This window comes from Chromobacterium sinusclupearum (assembly GCF_002902845.1).
GTDB classification, from domain to species: domain Bacteria; phylum Pseudomonadota; class Gammaproteobacteria; order Burkholderiales; family Chromobacteriaceae; genus Chromobacterium; species Chromobacterium sinusclupearum.
Genome location: NZ_PPTF01000073.1, coordinates 53,808 through 73,188 on the forward strand (window position 1 = coordinate 53,808; position 19,381 = coordinate 73,188).

At 66.0% G+C, this 19,381-nt stretch carries 16 protein-coding genes; 11 read left to right on the forward strand and 5 right to left on the reverse strand.

The annotated features are described in order from the left end of the window. Positions 1-437, forward strand: a 437-nt coding sequence (locus tag C2134_RS21585) for a DUF535 family protein (protein WP_158248806.1), incomplete at its 5' end; no start/stop codon positions are given. A 132-nt stretch (positions 438-569) separates the two neighbouring features. On the opposite strand, the gene C2134_RS15920 is transcribed toward C2134_RS21585, so the two are convergent. Then, positions 570-1,175, reverse strand: coding sequence for a flavin reductase family protein (locus tag C2134_RS15920; RefSeq protein WP_103321119.1), 606 nt, complete (start codon positions 1,173-1,175; stop codon positions 570-572). A 117-nt stretch (positions 1,176-1,292) separates the two neighbouring features. Between C2134_RS15920 and dnaE the strand changes: the two genes are divergently transcribed. Together dnaE and C2134_RS15930 are read left to right on the forward strand one after the other, a co-directional pair. Further along, a complete protein-coding gene (gene dnaE / locus C2134_RS15925) occupies positions 1,293-4,727 on the forward strand; it encodes a DNA polymerase III subunit alpha (protein ID WP_103321120.1) in 3,435 nt (1,144 codons plus the stop codon). 270 nt (positions 4,728-4,997) lie between these two features. Then, on the forward strand, positions 4,998-5,501 hold the full coding sequence (locus tag C2134_RS15930; RefSeq protein WP_046158770.1) for a 2TM domain-containing protein: 504 nt from the start codon (positions 4,998-5,000) through the stop codon (positions 5,499-5,501). A gap of 47 nt (positions 5,502-5,548) precedes the next feature. On the opposite strand, the gene C2134_RS15935 is transcribed toward C2134_RS15930, so the two are convergent. Then, positions 5,549-7,522 (reverse strand): phosphocholine-specific phospholipase C, encoded by a 1,974-nt coding sequence (locus C2134_RS15935; protein ID WP_103321121.1) that lies wholly within the window; start codon positions 7,520-7,522, stop codon positions 5,549-5,551. A gap of 171 nt (positions 7,523-7,693) precedes the next feature. Between C2134_RS15935 and C2134_RS15940 the strand changes: the two genes are divergently transcribed. From C2134_RS15940 to C2134_RS15975, 8 genes are read left to right on the forward strand one after another with little or no spacing between them, the layout of a single operon-like run. Further along, positions 7,694-8,134 carry a GNAT family N-acetyltransferase gene (locus tag C2134_RS15940; protein WP_103321122.1) on the forward strand — a complete coding sequence of 147 codons (441 nt, stop codon included), beginning with the start codon at positions 7,694-7,696 and terminating at the stop codon, positions 8,132-8,134. Positions 8,135-8,163: 29 nt separating this feature from the next. Beyond that, positions 8,164-8,358, forward strand: a complete 195-nt coding sequence (locus C2134_RS15945; RefSeq protein WP_071109967.1) for a hypothetical protein — start codon at positions 8,164-8,166, stop codon at positions 8,356-8,358. Continuing rightward, complete coding sequence (locus C2134_RS15950; RefSeq protein ID WP_103321123.1) at positions 8,355-9,818, forward strand: sodium:solute symporter family transporter; 1,464 nt, start codon at positions 8,355-8,357, stop codon at positions 9,816-9,818. Before C2134_RS15945 ends, C2134_RS15950 begins: the two co-directional genes overlap by 4 nt. A gap of 33 nt (positions 9,819-9,851) precedes the next feature. Next, on the forward strand, positions 9,852-10,475 hold the full coding sequence (locus C2134_RS15955; RefSeq protein WP_103321124.1) for a glutathione S-transferase family protein: 624 nt from the start codon (positions 9,852-9,854) through the stop codon (positions 10,473-10,475). An 11-nt stretch (positions 10,476-10,486) separates the two neighbouring features. Next, complete coding sequence (locus C2134_RS15960) at positions 10,487-10,807, forward strand: hypothetical protein (RefSeq protein ID WP_103321125.1); 321 nt, start codon at positions 10,487-10,489, stop codon at positions 10,805-10,807. Further along, positions 10,804-11,316 (forward strand): cupin domain-containing protein, encoded by a 513-nt coding sequence (locus C2134_RS15965; protein WP_103321126.1) that lies wholly within the window; start codon positions 10,804-10,806, stop codon positions 11,314-11,316. The genes C2134_RS15960 and C2134_RS15965 overlap by 4 nt, the downstream gene beginning before the upstream one ends. 8 nt (positions 11,317-11,324) lie before the next feature. Further along, a complete protein-coding gene (locus C2134_RS15970) occupies positions 11,325-11,993 on the forward strand; it encodes a M15 family metallopeptidase (protein WP_233196479.1) in 669 nt (222 codons plus the stop codon). Then, positions 11,990-13,372, forward strand: a complete 1,383-nt coding sequence (locus tag C2134_RS15975) for an FAD-binding oxidoreductase (RefSeq protein ID WP_103321127.1) — start codon at positions 11,990-11,992, stop codon at positions 13,370-13,372. The genes C2134_RS15970 and C2134_RS15975 overlap by 4 nt, the downstream gene beginning before the upstream one ends. Positions 13,373-13,448: 76 nt before the next feature. Here the strand turns inward: C2134_RS15975 and C2134_RS15980 are convergent, their stop codons facing one another. From C2134_RS15980 to C2134_RS15990, 3 genes are all read right to left on the reverse strand, one after another. Next, positions 13,449-15,275, reverse strand: coding sequence for a tetratricopeptide repeat protein (locus tag C2134_RS15980; protein ID WP_103321128.1), 1,827 nt, complete (start codon positions 15,273-15,275; stop codon positions 13,449-13,451). Between the two features lie 87 nt (positions 15,276-15,362). Further along, a complete protein-coding gene (locus C2134_RS15985; RefSeq protein WP_103321129.1) occupies positions 15,363-17,240 on the reverse strand; it encodes a methyl-accepting chemotaxis protein in 1,878 nt (625 codons plus the stop codon). 426 nt (positions 17,241-17,666) lie between these two features. Then, positions 17,667-19,298, reverse strand: a complete 1,632-nt coding sequence (locus C2134_RS15990) for a 3-(methylthio)propionyl-CoA ligase (protein ID WP_103321130.1) — start codon at positions 19,296-19,298, stop codon at positions 17,667-17,669. Positions 19,299-19,381: the final 83 nt, after the last annotated feature.

Genomic DNA, 19,381 nt, shown 5'->3' on the forward strand with positions numbered 1-19,381 from the left:
CGCTGACTTTCACGCTGACCCGCCGCGAACAGGATATCGTGTTGGTGATCGGCGGCCTGCAAGGCCCGCGCAAGCCGCATGGCGCGGAAGCCGTGCAGTTGGCCACCAAGGCGGCGCACGGCCTGTTTCCGAAGCGGCTGGCGATGGAGTCGCTGACCGCATTGGCGCGCAAGATCGGCGCCGACGAGATCCTGGCCATCGGCAACCGCGAACATATTTACAGCTCATGGCGGTATCGACGCGAGTTCTTCGCCGACTACGACAGCTTCTGGCAGACGCTGGACGCCGAGCCGGTGGATGACGGCCGCTTCTACCGCATTCCGCTGACGCCGCCGCGCAAGGCCATGGAAGACATCGCCAGCAAGAAGCGCGCCGAGTACCAGCGCCGCTACGGCATGCTGGACGCGCTGTCCGAGCAAACCCAGGCCGCGCTCTAAGCGTCGCTAACCAAACCTCACAAACCTCATCAGAGAACCTGAGCCAAGGCGCGTCGACGCAGACAGTACAAGTAGTATGGCAAGGAGGCGCAACGCAGGATCAGGGGTTGGCTTAGCGGGTCTAAGCGCAGCTCAGGCCGGACGCGCCAGACTGAAGGCCGGCTCCGCCAGGCTGTAGCGATCCCCACCCAGCTTGCCCACCGCCTGCAACGCCAGATCGTCCACCGCGCCGTCGCGCCACACCTCGTCCGCCACGTGGATGTATTTGACCTCGGCCAGCACCAGATTGCCGGCGCCGCTGCCGTGGCCGAAGCTCAGGCATTGATGCAGCGTGCATTCCAGACGCACTGGCGCTTCCGCCACGCCGGGCGGCTTGACCGTCACGCTGGCCGCCCTGGCCAGACCCGCCAGCTCGAATTCGTCCACTTCCGGCGCATAAGCGCCGCAGGTGACATTCATCGCCTCGGCCAGCGGCCGATTGACGATGTTGACCACCAGCTCCCCAGTCAGCCGGATATTGGCCAGCGTATCCTTGTCTCGCTCCGACGCCTGTTTGAGGATGCTGATGCCCAAGAGCGGCGGCGTCACGCTCATCACGTTGAAGAAGGAAAACGGCGCCAGATTGCACACCCCCTTCAAATCCTGGGTGCTGACCCAGGCGATAGGCCGCGGCAGGATGCAGCCCACCAGCAGTTGATACAGATTCGTCCGCTCCAATTGCTGCACATTGAACTCCATCGGTTTTCTTCGCCTGCGGTGAAAATTGCCATGCCAGCATTCTAATGCGCTTGGGCCACGATGTGCCAGCCATCATTTGAACTGGTTCGCGCCCTCGCCTGCCGGTAAAATGCCGGAATGAACGCACCCCGCTTTGTCCACCTTCGCCTCCACTCGGAGTTCTCCATCACCGACGGCATCGTCCGCCTCGATGACGCGGTCAAACGCGCCGTCAAGGAACAGATGCCCGCGCTTGGCGTATCCGACCTGATGAATCTGTTCGGCATGGTCAAGTTCTACAAGGCCTGCCGCAACAAGGGCGTCAAACCCATCGTCTCCGCCGACATCTGGCTGGAAAACGAGGAGGATCGCGACAAGCCCTACCGGCTGATGCTGATGGTGAAGAACCGCGAAGGCTACCGGCGGCTGTGCGAACTGTTGACCGAAGCCTTCAGCCACAACCAGTACCGCGGCCGTGCCGAGATCAAGCGCGCCTGGCTGGAGGCCGGCGACAACCGCGACCTGTTGTGCCTGTCCGGCGCCCATCACGGCGACGTCGGCATCGCGCTGTCCATGGGCCAGCGCGAAGAAGCGCAACGCCGCGCCGCTTACTGGGAAAAACTGTTCCCGGGGTCGTTCTATCTGGAAGTCCAGCGCCTGGACAACGCGCAGATCGAAAACGTGGTGCAGGCCACCTTGTGGCTGGCCGGCGAGATGGCGCTGCCGGTGGTGGCCACCCACCCCATCCAGTTCATGGAGCCGGAAGACTTCAAGGCGCACGAGGCGCGGGTGTGCATCGCCGAAGGCTATACCCTGGGCGACAAGCGCCGTCCGCGCAGCTTCCACGAATGCCAGTATTTCCTCAGCGCCGATGAAATGCTGCAGCGCTTCGCCGACATCCCGGAGGCGCTGGCCAACACGGTGGAAATCGCCAAGCGCTGCAATATCTCCGTGGTGCTGGGCAAGAACTACCTGCCGCTGTTCCCGACGCCGGACGGCATGACGCTGGACGACTTCCTTGTCTACGAGGCCAAGCGCGGGCTGGAAGAGCGGCTGAAGCAGCTGTACCCGGACGAAGCGGTGCGCGAAGCCCGGCGGCCGGAATACGACGCGCGGCTGAAATTCGAGTGCGACACCATCATCCAGATGGGCTTCCCCGGCTACTTCCTGATCGTGGCGGACTTCATCCAGTGGGGCAAGGCCAACGGCTGCCCGGTGGGGCCGGGCCGGGGTTCCGGCGCCGGCTCGCTGGTGGCCTACAGCCTCAGCATCACCGACCTCGATCCGCTGCGCTACGCCTTGCTGTTCGAGCGCTTCCTGAACCCGGAGCGGGTGTCCATGCCCGACTTCGACGTGGACTTCTGCCAGGAAAACCGCTGGCGGGTGATTGAATACACCCGGCAGAAATACGGCGAGGAAGCGGTGAGCCAGATCGCCACCTTCGGCACCATGTCGTCCAAGTCGGTGATCCGCGACGTCGGCCGCGTGCTGGACCTGCCTTTCGGCCTGTGCGACCGCCTGTCCAAGCTGATCCCGCTGGAGGCGAACAAACCCTTGAGCCTGGAAAAGGCCATGCAGGTGGAGCCGCAGATCGGCGAGGTGATCGAATCCGAAGGCGCGCAGGAACTGATCGAACTGGCCATGAAGCTGGAAGACCTGACGCGCGGCCTGGGCATGCACGCCGGCGGCGTGTTGATCGCGCCGGGCAAGCTGACCGACTTCTGCCCGCTGTACATCGCCAGCGGCGAAGGCGCGTCTCCCGTTTCGCAGTTCGACAAGGACGACGTGGAGCAGATCGGCCTGGTGAAGTTCGACTTCCTGGGCCTGCGCAACCTCACCATCATCGAACTGGCGCAGAAGTACATCAAGCAGGTCAGCGGCGAGGACGTGGACGTCGCCCACCTGCCGCTGGACGACCGCGACGCCTACAAGGTGTTCGCCACCGCCAACACCACCGCCGTGTTCCAGTTCGAGTCCACCGGCATGAAGAAGATGCTGGTGGAGGCCAAACCGAGCAAGTTCGAGGAAATTATCGCCTTCGTGGCCTTGTACCGCCCAGGCCCGATGGACCTGATTCCGGACTTCATCCAGCGCATGCACGGCGCCAAGTTCGAATACCTGCACCCGCTCTTGGAGCCGGTGCTGGCGCCGACCTACGGCATCATGGTGTACCAGGAACAGGTGATGCAGTCGGCGCAGGTGATCGGCGGCTACTCGCTGGGCGGCGCCGACTTGCTGCGCCGCGCGATGGGCAAGAAGAAGGTCGAGGAGATGGTGGCCCAGCGCGCGATGTTCGTGCAGGGCGCGGCCAAGCAGGACATTCCGGAAGCCAAGGCCAACGAAATCTTCGACTACATGGAGAAGTTCGCCGGCTACGGCTTCAACAAATCGCACGCCGCCGCCTACGCGCTGGTGGCCTACCACACCGCCTGGCTGAAGGCCCACCACTGCGCGGCCTATATGGCGGCGACGATGTCCACCGAATTGGACAACACCGACCAGCTGAAGGTGTTCTATGACGATTGCCAGGACGCCAAGAACGGCATCACCTTCCTGCCGCCGGACGTCAACCACAGTTTCTACCGCTTCGTGCCGGTCAGCCGCAAGGAAATCCGCTACGCGCTGGGCGCGATCAAGGGCACCGGCGAAGCCGCGGTGGACCACATCGTATCGGTGCGCGAAGCCGGCGGGCCGTTCAGCGACCTGTTCGATTTCTGCAAACGCACCGACAAGAAGCTGGTCAACAAGCGGGTGATCGAGGCGCTGATCCGCGCCGGCGCCTTCGACGCCATCGAACCGAACCGCGCGCTCTTGTTCGCCAATGTCGGCCTGGCCATGGACGCCGCCGAACAGGAACACGCCAACGCCAACCAGGGCGGCCTGTTCGACATGTTCGGCGACGACGTCGCGCCAGCGGTGGAAATGGTCGCCACCCGTCCATGGAGCGACGCGGTCAAGCTGGCCGAGGAAAAGTTGGCCATCGGCTTCTATCTGTCCAGCCACCCGTTCTCCGCCTATGAGAAGGAAGTGCGCGGCTTCATCAAGACCACGCTGTCGCGGCTGACTCCGCGCAAGGAGCCGCAGCTCTTGGCCGGCTTCGTCACCGGCATCCGCGTCAAGGTGGGCAATCGCGGCAAGATGGCCTTCGTGCAGTTGGACGACGGCACCGCCAAGCTGGAAGTCAGCCTGTTCGCGGAGAGCTTCGAATTGAACCGCGACAAGCTCAAAGAGGACGTGGTGCTGGTGGTGGAGGGCAAGGTCAGCGAGGACAGCTTCTCCGGCGGCCTGCGCATCATCGTGGACAAGCTGCACAGCCTGGGCGAAGCGCGCAGCCGCTACGCCCGCGGCCTGTCCTTGCAGCTGCCGGCCAAGCCCGACATCGCGCGGCTGAAGTCGGAACTGCACCCGTTCAAGAGCCAGGACGCCGGCTGCCTGGTGCGGCTGGCCTACAACAACGGCAAGGCCAAGGGCGAGCTGATGCTGCCGCAGGAATGGGGCGTGCGCCTCGATGACGGCCTGCTGCTGGCGCTGAGCGATTGGCTGGGCGAAGGCAAGGTCAAGGTGCTGTGGTAAGGCCCCGGCGCCAAGCCGCCTCTTCCCGCGCCGCCGTTCGCTCGAACGGCGACGTTTTTCATTCCGGCGCGCCGCCTTGCCAGCCGCCGCTTCCTGTCCCTATCATGCCGATGAGCGCCTGAAACGCGGGCGGCGCTCCTGGCCGGCGTCAGCTGGAAACCCAAGCCTGGCGGGCATTGTCGCGCCGCTGTCGTCTGTCTGTCGCCCCGCTGTCGTTGTCTCTTGCCCTAAGCGCCCCCACACTGCGTCCAGTGATCGAACGGAGGTTTTATGCTGATACAGAAACTGAGGCTGCAACGCGGCTGGTCGCAACAACAACTGGCTGATCTGAGCGGTCTGAGCGTGCGCACCGTCCAGCGCATCGAGCGCGGCCAGGGCGCCAGCGTCGAGTCGCTGAAGTCGCTGGCCTCCGTGTTCGAGATCGATTTCTCGGAACTGAACCAGGAGCCCGCCATGACCGACTTGACCGCCCCCGATACCGCCTCCGCGCCCGTCGCCTCCCGCGAACTGGAAGAAATGCTGGCGCTGCAACACGTGAACCGCCTCAAGCGCTTTTACCGCCACCTGGCGCAATACGCGCTGGTGATGGCGCTGCTGGCCGCCGTCAATCTGCTGACTTCTCCGCACCGGCTATGGGTGGTCTGGCCGGCGCTGGGCTGGGGCATAGGCCTGCTGCTGCAGGCGGTAAACACTTTCGAGTTGCTGCCCATCCTGGGCCCGGACTGGGAGAGGCGGCAGGTGGAGAAGCGGCTGGGCCGCAAGCTGTCGTCCTGAGGGGCGAAACCCAGCGGCCGCCCCCCAGAACGAGAGCGGGGTGCCGCTCAGCCGGTGACGCTGGCGGCGCCGGTTTCCACGTGGCCGACCAGGCGGCGCAGGAAATTGGCGTCGTTGGTGCAGCTGACGGTGAAGTCGTACCAGCCGTAAACGCCGGACAGATTCCAGCTCAGTATCTGACTGCCGCCGTTCGCCACGCTGACCTGCTGCGGCGACGAGCCGCCGTAGCCGTTGCCGCTGATCTGGAAGGTCACCGGCGACTTGCCGCCATTGCTCAACTGCAGCGTCAGCGTCGGCACGCCACCGGCGGCGCTGACGCCGCTGGCCGCCTCCAGCTTGCCGCCCGCCTGATGGATATTGCCGGCGAAGCGGCGCAGGAAGCCGTTCGGGCCGTACAGCGTCAGGTCGTACCAGCCGAGGCCGTAGGTCTGGACATGGAAATAGTCCTTGCTCTCGGCGCCGCCTGCCACGTCGTACTGCCACGGGCCGTCTATGCGGTAGGCGTTGGCGTAGATCGAATAATGCGCCGCCTGCGTGCCGCCGTTCTGCATGTGTATCCAGACGATGCCGGACGACACGTCCGTGCTGGCGTAAGCGTTGCACTGGTAAGGCAGCGGACGCGCCAGCCGGCGGCCGGGTTCCTGTTGCGGCATCTGGCCCGGCGCCGGCGCGCTGGGCTTGGGCCAATTCTTGGTTTGCTGAGCCTGGGTCAGCAGCGCCGTGGTGTCCGGGAAGGCCGGCACGGTGATATTGCTGTTGCCGAAATCCAGCGCGCTGGTCAGGTCGCCGCAGATTTTGCGCCGCCAGACCGAGATGTTCGGCTCCTGCACGCCGGTCCAGGTTTCCAGGAAGCGGATCACCGAGGTGTGATCGAACACCTGCGAGCAGACATAGCCGCCGCGGCTCCACGGCGACAACACCAGCATGGGCACGCGCGGCCCCAGGCCGATGGGCAACAGGGCGACGGACTCGTCGGCGGTGCCGGACGGCGGAATCGGCGGCGGCACGTGGTCGAAGAAACCGTCGTTCTCGTCGTAATTGAGCAGCAGCACGGTGGAGGCCCACACGTCCGGATTGGCGGTCAAGGCCTGCAGCACTTGGTCCATCAGATAGGCGCCGGCGGCCGGCGCGGCGCTGGGGTGCTCGGAATAGTCCTGCGGCGCCACCACCCATGACACCTGCGGCAGCGTGCCGTTGACCGCGTCGTTGCGGATGGCGGCCACCAGGTCTTGCACGGAGTTGCCGCCGGTCTTGGGCACCGAGGCCATGCCGCGGTCGTGCAGCGGATTGCCGGCCTGGGCATTGCGGTACTGCTTGAACCAGGCCAGCGCGTTGTCGTCGAAATTGTCGCCCAGCACCTGATACACCTTCCAGCTGACGCCGGCGTTCTGCAGCCGCTCCGGATAGGTGGTCCAGCTGTAACCCAGCTCGCTGTTGTCGATCACCGGCCCGCCCTTGCCGCCTTGCGGGTTGATCATGCCGCTCCACAGATACAGGCGGTTGGGGTTGGTCGGCCCCAGCACCGAACAGAAATAGTGGTCGCAGATGGTGAAGGCGTCGGCCAGCGCGTAGTGGTAGGGAATGTCGGCGCGGTTGAAGTAACCCATGGTCATCGCCGTCTTGGCCGGCACCCAGCCATCGTACTTGCCCAGGTTCCAGGCGGCGTGCGTGCCCAACCAGGAGTGGTCCAGGTCGCTCAGGTATTGCGCGCTGGTGCGGCTGCTGTCCAGATGAAACGGATACTCGGCCGGCTGCAGCAGATTGGGCTGCTTGAACACGCTGTTGCCGTTGCGCAATTGCAGAGCGCTGCGGTCGTTGAAACCGCGCACGCCGCGCAGGGTGCCGAAATAATGGTCGAACGACCGGTTTTCCTGCATGAACACCACGACATGCTTGACGGCGGACAGGCTGCGTCCGGCCGGCTGGGCCGCCATGGCTGCCGCCAAACCGGGCGGCAGCGCGCCGGCGGCAATGCCGGCGGCCGACAACTTGAGAAACTCGCGACGTGACAATTCGCTCATGACAACGCTCCGGAATGGGCAAGGCAATAGGGAAACCAGGCAAAACAGCGGGCAGTTTGCGCAAGAAATATGATCATTTCATTAAGCGTGCTGATCGGCTGACTTTGCGCAAAGCACGCCATCGTTTACCCTTGACGCCCTCCCCCGGAACCAGACAGCAGGACCCACCCGATGAAATTGCGCCCCGCCCAACGCGCCGACCTCGCCGCCATCTTCGCCGTCGAACTGGCGGTATTCGGCAGCCACGTCTATCCCGACTTCTTTTTCCGCCAGGCCCTGGACCTGTGGCCGGACTGGTTCTGGCTGGCCGAGGACGAAGCCGGGCAGGTCGTCGGCTATGCCCTGGGCGCCCCCAGCCAACAGCCGGACGCACTGTGGCTGCTGTCGCTGGCGCTGCTGCCGTCCTGCCGCGGCCAGGGCGCAGGCAAGGCCTTGATGCAGGCGGCGCTGGCCGCCATGCGGCCGCAGGCGAACACCATTCGCCTGACGGTGGACCCGGCCAATCCGGCGGCAGAGCTGTACCGCCGCCTGGGCTTTGTCGAAACGGGCCGCGAGGCGGATTACTTCGGCCCTGGCGAAGCCAGGCTGGTGATGCAGTGGCAAGGCCGCTAAACTCGGGCTTTTGCTCGAATGAAGCGCGCATGAAGCTGTTACTGGTTTGCCTCGCTGCGGCGGTCTGCCTCGGCTACTACCTGATCCTGGCCCTGCGGCCCCACTGGCTGGCCATCAGCCTGGCCGGCGTGCCAGCCTCCATCGCGCTGGCGCTGGCCGCGATGCTGCTGTTCTGCCTGATCGCCACGCTGTACGGCTATCTGCGCCGGGAGGATGGCGCATGAGTCTGGCGCAATGGCTGTTTCTGGCGCTGACGCTGCTGACCCTGCTGCTGACCGCCGCCGCGCGTCGCCGCACCGCCTCGCTCAATGATTTCTATACCGCCGGCGGCCGGGTACCGGCCTGGCAAAACGGCCTGGCGCTGGCCGGCGACTACCTGTCCGCCGCCGCCTTCCTCGGCGCGGCCGGCATGTATCTGGGCCAGGGTTATGACTCGCTGGCTTACGCCGTGGGCACCCTGGCCGGCTGGCCGCTGCTGCTCCTGCTGCTGGCCGAACCGCTGCGGCGGCAGGGCCGCTACACCGTGGCCGGCGTGCTGAGCCAGCGCTTTGACCACGCCGGGGTGCGGCTGGTGGGCATCGCCAGCTCGCTGACGGTGACGCTGTGCTACCTGATCGTGCAGCTGGTGGGCGCCGGCAAGCTGATCGAATTGCTGTTCGGCCTGCCCTATCTGGCCGCGGTGGGCCTGGTGGGCGCGCTGATGATGATCTACGTGGCGCTGGGCGGCATGCTGGCGGCCACCTGGGTGCAGATGAGCAAGGCGGCCTTGCTGTTTGTCTGCGCCCTGCTCCTGGCTGGCGGCGTGCTGGCGCGTTACAACGGCAGCCCGGCCGCCCTGTTCGCCGCCGCGGAAAAGCTGCGCGGCGCGGCCGCCTTCCTACCCAGCCAGGCCTTGTCCGACCCGGTGGAGGTGCTGTCGCTGGGCCTGGGGCTGAGCCTGGGCCTGCTGGGTCTGCCGCATGTGCTGATGCGTTTCTTCACCGTGGCCGATGAGCGCGCCGCGCGGCGTTCGGTCGGCATCGCCACTTGGCTGGTGGCCGGCTTCTTCCTACTGAATCTGATCATCGGCTATGGCGCGCTGACGCTGATCGGCCCTGATCCACGCTTCCACGGCGCGGACGGCAAGCTGCTGGGCGGCGGCAATATGGCGGCGCTGCATCTGGCGCAGCTGCTGGGCGGCGATTTCGCCCGCGCCGCGGTCGCCGCGGTGGCTTTCGCCACCATCCTGGCCGTGGTGGCCGGCCTGACGCTGGCCGGCGCCAGCGCGGTCAGCCATGACCTGTACGCCAGCTGGCTGAAACAGGGCCAGACCGATCCGCGGCGCGAGCTCAAGGTATCGCGGCTGGCCACGCTGGGCCTGGGCCTGGCCGCCATGCTGTTGTCCACCGTATTCCAGCAGCTGAACATCGCCGTGATGATGGGCCTGGCCTTCGCCATCGCCGCCTCGGCCAATTTCCCGCTGCTGCTGCTGGCCTTGCACTGGCGCGGCCTGAGAGCGCGCGGCGTGGTGTGGGGCGGCGTGGCCGGCATCGTCGGCGCGCTGGCCTTGATCGTCTGCGGCCCAGCGGTATGGGTGGCCGCGCTGGGCCACGCCAAGCCGCTGTTCCCGTATTCCAACCCCGCGCTGTTCTCGCTGCCGCTGGCCTTCGCCGCGGCCTGGCTGGGATCGCGCGGCAAGCGCTAACATGATGGAAGCGCCCGACAGAAAGTACACGCAATGAGCAAGCTGATTCTCTACGGCAACCGCTACTCCGGCCATAGCTACAAGGTCAGGCTGGCGCTGGTATTGGCCGACATCTCGCACGACTACGCCCACATCGACCTCGCCCTGCCGCGCGCCGAACGTCCGGAAGACTTCCGCACCGCCAGCCGCTTCGGCGAAGTGCCGGTGCTGGTGGCCGACGGCGTGCCGCTGTGCCAGTCCAACGCCATCCTGCAATGGCTGGCCGACAGCTACGGCACGCTGGGCGGCGCGCTGGGCGAACGCCAGCGCGTGCGCGAATGGCTGAACTGGGAAACCAACCGCCTAGGCATGTCCTTGCCCAATCTGCGCTACTCCCGCCTAATGGCCCACTACGAACCGGCGGTGGAAGCCTGGCTGGAAGCGCGGCTGCGCGAAGACCTGGCCGTGCTGGAGACGGAGCTGGCCGAGCGCCGCTATCTGGCCGGCGACCAAGTCAGCATCGCCGACGTCTCGCTGTGCGCCTACCTGTGGTGGCTGTCCGACGCCGGCCTGGACATCGCCGATTGGCCCCATATCCAGGCCTGGCTCGCCCGCATCGCCGCCCAGCCGGGCTGGCAGCATCCGGACGAGCTGATGGCGGCCGACATCCCGGAATAAGCGCGCCTGTCATGGCCAGCCGGCAGGTGGTATGGTTGAGGATCGACGCGCCGGCCAAGCCCGCCGCCGGCCAGCCCTGCAACGGCTGCGGCGTATGCTGCGCGGCCGCGCCCTGCCCGCTGTCGCGGCTATTGCTGAAACATCGCGCCGGCCCCTGTCCCGCGCTGGAATGGGACGCACCGCGCTATCGTTGCGGCCTGCTGCAAACCCCGCGCCGCTATCTGCCCCGCTTGCCAGCCTGGGCCGAGCCGGGGTTCCGACGGCTGGCCCGGCGCTATCTCGCCATCGGCCACGGCTGCGACAGCCTGGCCACTACAGAGGAAGACCCATGAGCCGCCCCGACTGCATCAAACATTGGAGCGAACTGCAAAGCGACAGGCCGCGCTATTACTCCGGCAGCCAGGAACCGCTATCCCGCGGCAGCGCGCTGGGCAAGCACTATGGCTTCGCCCGGCTCGGCATCCATCACGAACTGCTGGAACCGGGCTGCCGCACCAGTTGGCCCCATGCCGAAAAAACCGAGGACGAATTCGTCCATGTGCTGGAAGGCACGCCCGATGTCTGGCTGGATGGCACCGTGTACCGGCTGCAGCCGGGCGATTCGGTAGGGTTCAAGGCCGGAGACGGCCTGGCTCATACCTTCATCAACAACACGGATCAGCCGGTTCGCCTGCTGTGCGTAGGCGATACGGACAGAGAGGACAACCGCATCCACTACGCCGTGCATCCCGAGCGCAACCAGTTCCTGGGGACCCTGCACTGGGACGACGTGCCGGAGCGCGAGCTTGGCGGCCACGACGGCCTGCCGGACAAGCTGCGCGACAACAACGGGCCTTTCTGAAAGCCGCCATGCTGACGCTTGCCGACCCCGCCCTGCTGGCCATTCCGCTGGCCGGCATCGCCGAACCGTTCGTGGACCTGGCCGACTACCCGGACTGGGCAGTGGACCTGAGCCGCAGCCAGATTGCCAGCCGCAGCCCGCACTTTCTGAAAGCCCGCCGCGCGGTGGCGGAGCGGCTGCGGATCGCCGCGCGCCATCTGCCGGATGGCCCGCGCTTCTGCGTCAAGGAAGCCTACCGGCCGTTGGCGCGCCAGCAACGCTCTTACGACGAGCATCTGGCCAAACTCCGCGAACTGCGGCCGGAACTGGACGAGGCCGCGCTGTTGCGCGAGGCCAGCCTGTACGTCGCGCCGCCGGCTGTCGCGCCCCATCCCACCGGCGCGGCGCTGGACGTGACGCTGATCGATGCCACGGGGCAGGAACTGGACATGGGTTGTCCGTTCAATGCCGACAGCGAGGAATCCGCCGGCGCCTGCTACACCGACAGCCCCGCCATATCGGCCCAGGCCCGCGCCAACCGGCGCATGCTGAGTGAGGCGATGCGGGCGGCCGGCTTCGTCAACTACCCGTCCGAGTGGTGGCATTGGTCCTACGGCGACCGCTACTGGGCCGCCGTCTGCGGCGCGCCGCAGGCCCTGTACGCGGCCGTGGACGAAAGTTTTCTGGAACCCGCATGAACGACTTCCTGCAGCAGCTGGCCGCCGCCATCGGCCCGCAATACATCCTCACCGCGCAAAACGATACCGCGCCGTTCACGCTGGACTGGCGGCGCCGCTATCAGGGCGCGCCGCTGGCGGTGGCTCTGCCGGGCAATACCGCGGAAGTGGCCGCCATCGTCCGGCTGTGCCGCGCGCACAAAATAGCCATCGTGCCGCAGGGCGGCAATACCTCCACTTGCGGCGCAGCCACGCCGGACGCCAGCGGCCGGCAACTGATCGTCGCCTTGCGCCGCTTGAAAACCATACGCCGGGTGGACACCGACAACAATGCGCTGACCGTGGACGCCGGCGTCACGCTATGGGAAGCCCAGCAGGCGGCAGAAGCGGCCGGACGGCTGTTTCCGCTGGCGCTGGCTTCGCAAGGAACTTGCCAGATCGGCGGCAATCTTTCCACCAACGCCGGCGGCGTGGCGGTGCTGCGCTACGGCACCATGCGCGAGCTGACGCTGGGGCTGGAAGTGGTGCTGCCGGACGGCCGCGTGCTGGACCAGCTGTCCGGCCTGCGCAAGGACACCACCGGCCTGGACCTGAAGCAGCTGTTCATCGGCGCCGAAGGCCAGCTGGGCCTGATCACCGCCGCCACGCTGAAGCTGTTTCCGCTGCCCAGCGCCCACGCCACCGCGATGGTCGGCGTCGGCGATATCGAGACGGCGATAGACTGGCTGAACCGGCTGCGCCATCGCTTTGGCGACCGCCTGACCGCATTCGAGGTCATCGACGCCAACTGCCAGCAGGTGCTGCTGCGCCACCATCCGGCGCTGATGCCGTTTTCCGCGCCGTGGCTGATGCTGATCGAGCTTTCCGACGGCGGCGACGCGGCCGAGCTTAACGACGCGCTGGTGGAGTGGCTGGCCACGCAGGACATGCTGGACGGCGTGATGGCGCAAAACGAAACCGAACGACGCAAGCTGTGGACGCTGCGCGAGGAGATATCGGAAAGCCAGCGCAAGGACGGCCCCAGCATCAAGCACGACATCGCCGTGCCCACCTCGGCGCTGCCGCAACTGGTGCGCGACTGCGCGGCGGATCTGGAGCGGGCGTTTCCCGGCGTGCGCATCGTCGCCTTCGGCCATGCCGGCGACGGCAATCTGCACTACAACGTCAGCTTCACCCGGCCCGGCAATGTCGATCTGTTCGATGACGAGCCGGCGGTCAACGCCATCGTCTACGACCATGTCTACCGTCTGGGCGGCACGCTGGCGGCCGAACACGGCGTCGGCCAGCTGAAGAAAGACTGGTTGGTACGCTACAAAGACCCGCTGGCGCTGGAATTGATGCGCAGCATCAAGCACGCACTGGACCCGGACGGGCTGATGAATCCCGGGAAGTGGCTGTAAGGCGGAAGCCCGGCCGCGCCGGGCGTTCCGCCGATCACGACCGAAACATGGCGGAACGCCCCTTGGGGCTTCCGCCCTACCCGCCAGACAGCCGAGCCATCGTCTCGTCCCATCCCTCGCCGCGCCGTTGGCGCTGCAGGCGGACCGAGCCGTACCACGGCGTCGCTTCGCCATCCCGCCCCCAGCGCCAGTCCACATGCTCGCCGGACAATAGCAATCGGCAAGGCACGCCCAGCGCGCCAGCCAGATGCGCCATCGCGGTGTCCACGCTCACCACGCCGTCCAACTCGGCAAGCACGGCCGCGCTATCGGCAAAATCCTTAAGTTCGCCGCCCAGCTCCAGCACGCCGTGTTTGCGCAGCCAAGCCTGCTCGGCCTCCGTCGGCTCCGGCTGCAGCGCAATCCAGTTGGCGCTTTCGCCGCGCAGCAAGGGCTGCAAGGCCTCAGGTCCCGGCAAGGAGCGGCAGTGGTCGAACGGATGCTCGGGCCGGCCTCGCCAGACCAGGCCGATGTTGCGGCCGGCAGGCAGGCGCGCACGCCACGCCTGTCGCAGCGCCGGATCGGCCTGCAGATAGATCTCCGCGCGCGGCTCAAACTCGCGCAAGACCCATGGCAGGCTCATCGAAAACACATGGCAATCGTGCGGCGGAAAAGCGGCCGGATAACCGCCGGCCATAGCCAGCCATTCCACTTGCGGCCATTGCCGCGCAAACAAGGGCAACAGCGGCGCGCGGCACAGCGCCGTCACGCGCGCCGCGCCCTTTTCAAGCAGCGGATTCAGGTAGCGGCTGAACTGGATGGCGTCGCCATAGCCCTGCTCGAACAGCAGCAGCAGATGCCTGCCCGGCAAGTCCTCGCCCTGCCAGCGCGGCGACGGCGGCGCAGGATAGCTCGCGGCGGCCAGCCTGGCCTCGTGGCTCTCCCAGCCGGCCTGCCATTCGCCGCGCGCCAGCTGACAATAGCCCAGGTTCTGCCGCAAGCGGCGATGCGCCGGCGCCTGCGCCAGACCGCGCGTCCAGGCTTGCTCCGCCTCATCGTCCCGGCCCTGCTCGCGCAGGGCCACGCCAAGCAGATTCAGCCAGTCGGCGCAGTTCGGCTCGGCCGCCAGCGCCGCGCGCAGCGCCTTCTCCGCCTCCGCCGCTCGGCCGGTGGCGCAAAGCAGAGCCGCCAGATTGGGCAGCACCGCTGCCGGCTGCCGGGCATGGGCCGCCCGCAGCCAGCGCTCCGCTTCGTCCCAGCTGCGCCGCGCCATCAGCAATAGCCCCAGATTATTGCCGGCGACGGCATGCTCCGGTTCCAGAGCCACGGCGCGCCGCAACATCGTTTCAGCCTCGGCGGCATCGCCCTTGTCCGCCAGCAACTGGCCCAGCAGCTGCAGGGCTTCGACATCATCCGGCGCATCCGCCAGGCAGGCGCGCAAACAGGCCTCCGCCTCGCTGGCTTGGCCCTGCTGGCGCAGCAAACGGCCCAGCTGATAATGCGCGGCGGCCGAAGGGCGCGCCGCCAGCCGGCGGCGGAAGCAGGCTTCGGCCTCCGCCAGCCGGCCGGCTTCTTGCAGCAGATTGCCCAGATTGCCCAGGCTGGCCGGGTGGTCTGGATCGCGCGCCAGCTCGGCGCGGTAATGCGACTCCGCTTCGCTCAGTTTGCGCTGCTCGGCGCGCAGGCAAGCCAGATTGAAATGCGCGTCCGGGGTGACAGGATCGAGCGCCAGCGCCTGGCCCCAGCATTGCTCCGCCAACGGCAACTGGCCGAGCCGAGCGGCGCAAACGCCCAGCAAGTTCCACAGCGGCGCATTGCCGGGCTCCGCCTGCAGGCCGGTCTGCGCGGCATGCAGCGCGCCGGACAGGTCGCCTTCGACCAGGCGTCTGGCGGCAAGCAGGGTATCGGGAGAGAACGGCGTCATGGCATCCGATCATCGAAACGGCTTGTCCGGATCTTCGACGCAAAAACGCCGCCTGGCAAGGCGGCGTTGTCTGCATGAACAACGGGATCACAGCCGGAACTTGTTGAACTCCGCGTCCATCTTGCCGGCGTTGCCGGCCAGGCCAGACAGCGTGCTGCTGACGTTTTGCAGCACGTCGTCGTTCTCCAGCACATGGCCGTTGATCGCCTCGGAGCTTTGCGCGATCAGCGTGGTGGCCTTGTGCTGTTCCTGGGTGGAATGGGAAATCTCGCTCATTTTGGCCACCACCTCCAGCATGGATTCGCGGATGGCGGCGATATTGTCCACCGCCTCACGGGTCAGGCCCACGCCCTCGTCCACCGCCTGCACCGTGTTGTTGACGTCGCCCACGGCGCGGCCGGTTTCCTCGCGGATCGCGCCCACCATATTGGAGATTTCCAGCGTGGCCTGGGCGGTGCGCTCGGCCAGCTTGCGCACTTCGTCCGCCACCACGGCAAAGCCGCGCCCCTGCTCGCCGGCGCGCGCCGCCTCGATCGCCGCGTTCAGCGCCAGCAGGTTGGTCTGGTCGGCGATATCGCGGATCACATTGGTGATGCCGGAGATTTCCTGCGAGCGCTTGTCCAGCGACGACAGCATCTCCTCCAGCCCGCGCACCGACTGCACGGTGTTTTCCATGCCGCTGGACAGCCGCTCCATATTGTCGGCGCTGGCCGCCAGGTTTTGGCCGGTGGCGCTGGCCAACTGGTCGGCCTGGCGCGCGCTGTCGGCGATATGGGAGATGGAGACGGTGATCTGCTCCAGCGTGGCTGCATTGGAGGACGAGACGTCCGATATATGGCGCGCGCTCTGCGCCACGCTGGCCACCAGCTGGCTGGCGTCCTGCACGCCGCCCACCACGTCCTGCGCATCCGTCTTCAGGCCGCGGAACAGGTGGCCCAGCTGGCCGACAAAGGTGTTGAAGGCGCGCGCGGTGGCGGCGATCTCGTCCTGGCCGTCATCCTTCAGCCGCAGCGTCAGGTCGCCCTGGCCGCGGGCGATGTCTTCCATCGCCGCCTTCAGCTTGACCAGGCCGGCCAGCATCTTGCCGATGACCATGCCGGAGAACAGGATCATGAACACGAACACCAGCAGGCTGAGTCCGCCTATGGTGTACAAGAGCTTGTCCAGCGGCGCCAGCACCACATCGCGCTCCGTCGCCAGCGCCATGACCCAGTTGGTGCCGGGAATGGTCTGGGCGGAGACCAGCATGTCTTTGCCGCCGATGTTCATATCCGAGGCGTTGTCGCTCTGCACCAGCTGCGTCAGCCGCTCCGGCGTCAATTCCGGCACCAAGCCGGTGATGGGCTTCAGCGTCAGGTCCGCCTGCGGGTGGGCGATCACGGTGCCCTTCTTGTCGACGATGAAAGCGTAGCCGTTGCCGCGCACCTTCATCGACAACACCGACTTGACCAGTGTGTCCACCATCACGTCGCCGCCGACCACGCCGGCGAAGGCGCCGTTGTGGCTGAACGGCGCGGCGATAGTGACGGTCAGCTTCTTGGTGGCCTCGTCGACATAAGGCTCGGTCACAATCGGTTGGCCGGCGTCCTTGGCCTGTTTGTACCAGTCGCGGTCGGCCACTTTGTAATCCGCCGGCGCCACCCAGTCGTCGGAGAACAGCGTGCGTCCGTCGGCGTAGCCGGCATAGTTGACATTGAAGCCGCCGGCCTTGCTGCCCACCTTGAGGAAGCGCAGCGCATCCGGCTCATTCGCCACGCTGGTCTGGGCGACGATCTGCTGTTTTTTCTCGGAGAGCCAGGTGGTGACCACGGCGCTCTGCCCCTTCAGGCTGGCGGAGAACTCGTTGTCCAGCCCGCCCAGGATTTCCGATCGCATCTGCATGAAGACTATGGTCACCAGGACCAGGCCGAACAGCGCCATCAACAAGACGTTGAGCGCTATCAGGCGGCTACGGAGTGATTTCATCTGTTTCCCTTTTCCCACTGTATTGAATCAGCAGTCCCGAATAGAAGGCGAGCGCGCGCGCCGACCTGCCTGGACTCGCCAAGGCGGTACCGGATCAAGCGTATTTGATAGTGCTTATTGAAAACTTGACGAGTACGTTAAACCAGGCTCGGACAAAACCGCTTGATCGAACGCATGCCAACTTGATTATGATAGGTGCTTGAAAGACAGGCGTCGATGTGAATACCACACTTCGGCGGCGCCAAAAAAAACACCCCTGCGGCTATGCGGCAGGGGTCAACACGAGGAAGAAACATCGGACCGGCCTTGGCCAGCGCGATATTTCGAGGGGCTAACACCTCAAAACCTTGCGGCTCTCAGTGCAGCGGGCATTCTAACGTAAATGCTCTATAAAAAGCCAGCACATTAGAGCAAATCATCCAATTTTCATGTTTCCGGCCACTGATGGTCGCGGAACTGCTCGCGCAGCTTCATCTTCAGCAGCTTGCCGGTGGCGGTGTGCGGCAGCTCGTCCACAAAGACTACGTCATTGGGCGTCCACCACTTGGCGATCTTGCCGTCGAAGTAGGCCAGCAGCTCGTCTCGCGTGGCGCGCGCGCCCGGCTTCAGCGTCACCACCATCAACGGGCGCTCGTCCCATTTCGGATGCGCCACAGCGATGGCCGCTGCCTCCGCCACCGCCGGATGGCCCACCAGGATGTTTTCCAGATCGATGGAGCTGATCCATTCGCCGCCGGACTTGATCACATCCTTGGTGCGGTCGGTGATGCGCATGAAGCCATCCGGGTCTATCGTCACCACGTCGCCGGTATGGAACCAGCCATCGGCGCTATGATTGGCGTCGAGTTCGCGCTTGAAATATTGCGACAGCACCCAGGGGCCGCGCACCTGCAGGTTGCCGAACGACACCCCGTCGTGCGGCAGCGGCAGGCCGGCGTCGTCGACGATGCGGATGTCCACGCCGTACACCGGACGCCCCTGCTTGGTCAGCAGCGCGTTCCATTCCGGCCCGGCCAGGCCCTCGTGCTTCAGCTTGGGCGTGCCGGTGGTGCCGCAGGGCGACAGCTCGGTCATGCCCCATAGCTGGCGCATCTCGATGCCGCGCTCGGCCAGTTGCTCGATCATGCTCTCCGGCACGGCGGAGCCACCGGCGATCACCCGCTTCAGCGGCGCCAGCGACAGATTTTCGCGCTGGCAATATTGCAACAGCTGCAGCCAGACCGTGGGCACGCCGACGGTGGTGGTCACGCCCTCCCCGGCGATCAGTTGCTGCAGGCTGGCGCCGTCCAGCTTTGAACCCGGCAACACCAGCTTGCTGCCGTTCATGGCGCAGCTGTACGGCAGGCCCCAGGCGTTGGCGTGGAACATCGGCACCACCGGCATCACCACCGAACGCGCCGAGATGTCGAAACTGTCCGGCAGCGCGCTGCCGTAGGCATGCAGCACGGTGGAGCGGTGCGAATACAGCACGCCCTTGGGGTTGCCTGTGGTGCCGGAGGTGTAGCACAGGCTGGAGGCGGCGTTCTCGTCCAGGCGCGGCCAGGCGTAGACGTCGCTATGGCTGTTCACCAGGTCTTCATAGCTGATCAGATCGGGAATGCCGCTGTCCGCCGGCAGGTCGGCATGGCTGGCCAGCAGCACGAAATGCTCGACGCTCTTCAACTGGTCCGCCAGTTGCTTCACCAGCGGCAGGAAACTGAGGTCGAACATCAGCACCTTGTCTTCCGCGTGGTTGATGATCCAGGCGATCTGCTCCGGGAACAGCCGCGGATTGACGGTGTGGCAGACGGCGCCGCTGCCGGAAACGGCGAAATAGATCTCGAAATGGCGGTAGCCGTTCCAGGCCAGCGTGCCGATGCGGTCGCCCGGCGTAACGCCCAGCGAGGGCAGCGCATTCGCCAGCTGGCGCGCGCGGCGCGCGGCATCGCGGTAGGTGTAGCGGTGGATTGGCCCTTCCACCGTGCGCGACACGATTTCAGTGTCGCCATGAAAACGCTCGGCGTGCGTCAGCAGGTCGGAAATCAGCAACGGCAGGTCCATCATCTGTCCACGCAGCATCTTGCATCTCCCCTTTATCAGTATGGAATCCGCACGTTACGCCGCGCTGGAGCTTTCACTCCAATCATATTTTCTGATGGCCC

What these genes read in the sequence shown, in the direction of transcription:
- C2134_RS15945 (WP_071109967.1), top strand. Translation starts at nt 8,164, where the DNA reads ATGAAGCTGTTACTGGTTTGCCTCGCTGCGGCGGTCTGCCTCGGCTAC.
- C2134_RS15935 (WP_103321121.1), bottom strand. Translation starts at nt 7,522, where the DNA reads ATGAGCGAATTGTCACGTCGCGAGTTTCTCAAGTTGTCGGCCGCCGGC.
- C2134_RS15920 (WP_103321119.1), bottom strand. Translation starts at nt 1,175, where the DNA reads ATGGAGTTCAATGTGCAGCAATTGGAGCGGACGAATCTGTATCAACTG.
- C2134_RS15965 (WP_103321126.1), top strand. Translation starts at nt 10,804, where the DNA reads ATGAGCCGCCCCGACTGCATCAAACATTGGAGCGAACTGCAAAGCGAC.
- C2134_RS15990 (WP_103321130.1), bottom strand. Translation starts at nt 19,298, where the DNA reads ATGCTGCGTGGACAGATGATGGACCTGCCGTTGCTGATTTCCGACCTG.
- C2134_RS15985 (WP_103321129.1), bottom strand. Translation starts at nt 17,240, where the DNA reads ATGAAATCACTCCGTAGCCGCCTGATAGCGCTCAACGTCTTGTTGATG.
- C2134_RS15975 (WP_103321127.1), top strand. Translation starts at nt 11,990, where the DNA reads ATGAACGACTTCCTGCAGCAGCTGGCCGCCGCCATCGGCCCGCAATAC.
- C2134_RS15940 (WP_103321122.1), top strand. Translation starts at nt 7,694, where the DNA reads ATGAAATTGCGCCCCGCCCAACGCGCCGACCTCGCCGCCATCTTCGCC.
- C2134_RS15955 (WP_103321124.1), top strand. Translation starts at nt 9,852, where the DNA reads ATGAGCAAGCTGATTCTCTACGGCAACCGCTACTCCGGCCATAGCTAC.
- C2134_RS15930 (WP_046158770.1), top strand. Translation starts at nt 4,998, where the DNA reads ATGCTGATACAGAAACTGAGGCTGCAACGCGGCTGGTCGCAACAACAA.
- dnaE (WP_103321120.1), top strand. Translation starts at nt 1,293, where the DNA reads ATGAACGCACCCCGCTTTGTCCACCTTCGCCTCCACTCGGAGTTCTCC.
- C2134_RS15970 (WP_233196479.1), top strand. Translation starts at nt 11,325, where the DNA reads ATGCTGACGCTTGCCGACCCCGCCCTGCTGGCCATTCCGCTGGCCGGC.
- C2134_RS15960 (WP_103321125.1), top strand. Translation starts at nt 10,487, where the DNA reads ATGGCCAGCCGGCAGGTGGTATGGTTGAGGATCGACGCGCCGGCCAAG.
- C2134_RS15980 (WP_103321128.1), bottom strand. Translation starts at nt 15,275, where the DNA reads ATGACGCCGTTCTCTCCCGATACCCTGCTTGCCGCCAGACGCCTGGTC.
- C2134_RS15950 (WP_103321123.1), top strand. Translation starts at nt 8,355, where the DNA reads ATGAGTCTGGCGCAATGGCTGTTTCTGGCGCTGACGCTGCTGACCCTG.